The sequence below is a fragment of the Flavobacterium sp. 9AF genome (assembly GCF_902506265.1).
In the GTDB taxonomy this organism is placed as follows: domain Bacteria; phylum Bacteroidota; class Bacteroidia; order Flavobacteriales; family Flavobacteriaceae; genus Flavobacterium.
Genome location: NZ_LR733570.1, coordinates 1 through 1,230, shown reverse-complemented (window position 1 = coordinate 1,230; position 1,230 = coordinate 1). Strand labels below are relative to the sequence as shown.

General features: G+C 27.2%; 1 protein-coding gene. It reads right to left on the bottom strand.

Annotated features, from left to right (window positions below):
* Positions 1–100: 100 nt before the first annotated feature.
* Positions 101–1,230, bottom strand: a 1,130-nt coding sequence (locus HALO113_RS14995) for a hypothetical protein (protein WP_159779903.1), incomplete at its 5' end; no start/stop codon positions are given.

Here is a 1,230-nt window from a genome sequence, read left to right as displayed (position 1 = left end):
TATATATATAGTATCATTTCTTTTAATTTCATCTAAATTTTGAGAAAATGATATACTTATTGTAAAAAAAATAAAAAATACTAATAACCAAAATTTTAATTTATTGACAATCATTTGATGAATTTTTTGCATAATTATTATACTCTAAATATTTTCTTTTTTCTATTGGGTTGTTTTCTATATAATCTACATAACATTGTGTATTATGTAATCCTTCAAAAGCAAGATAAGTATATAAATTTTGAAAATCAAAGTTTTCTATCAATATCCCATTTGAATCGTATATTGGTTTGTTATTAGCATCTACTATGTCATCATTAGACAATAACTCATTTACAATTTCACTAAAAATCGTTTGTAATACTGGAATCATGTGTACATACATAAAATCGTGATGATCCATACCCATTTCTAAAGGGTCGTCATTTTGTGGATTAAAAGCATAGTACATTAATTCTTCTAGTGTCTCATTTGCTAAAAAAGTCAACGAAACACCATTATCTATATCTACATATCTAACATTTAAATAAGCATGTATGTACTCGTGTATAATAGTTTTTGCTAATGAAATATTAGATAGATTCGTAGAGCCAGAAAGATAATTAGTATTAAAAATAATATTTTGATAAATACCATTACTGCCTTGCGGTCCTGCTACTGGTATAGTTAAGGCTTTTACTGGGTTTCCATTTTCATCTGTTAAATTAGCTTGCATTTTAAACTTGATATTCAATTTTTGTTGGTCACCACCAAAAGTACCTTCAAATAAACTTTTAAACTCTGGAGAGTTAGTCAGTTTGTTATAAATACATTTTAGCTTTATGGCTTCAGGTGTATTTAATGAATCTATTTCCGTAAAATCTATATTTACTGGTGATTTTAAAGATTTTTCAATATCAAAAGTTAAGCCAGTATTTAAACTATTATCTAATAATTGCATTATAAAATCCTCATCTGCAATATCTTCTTTTAAAGCCAATACAGCTTCATAAGCAAAAATTATGCCTTCATTGGTTCCATTATGAGCCAGATAATATTCTATTTTTGCTTTGGTATTAAAATCTAAGCTATTGTAAAACGAACCTAGTTCTGGACTAGATAATAAATTAAAAAACACGTCTCTAGCACTGCCTCCTGCTCCATCATTGTATAAATCTGGGTTAGATGTATCTTGAATTATTTGTACTGGTGTGGTTAAAAAATCGGGATTAGAATTTACGGATTCGCAAT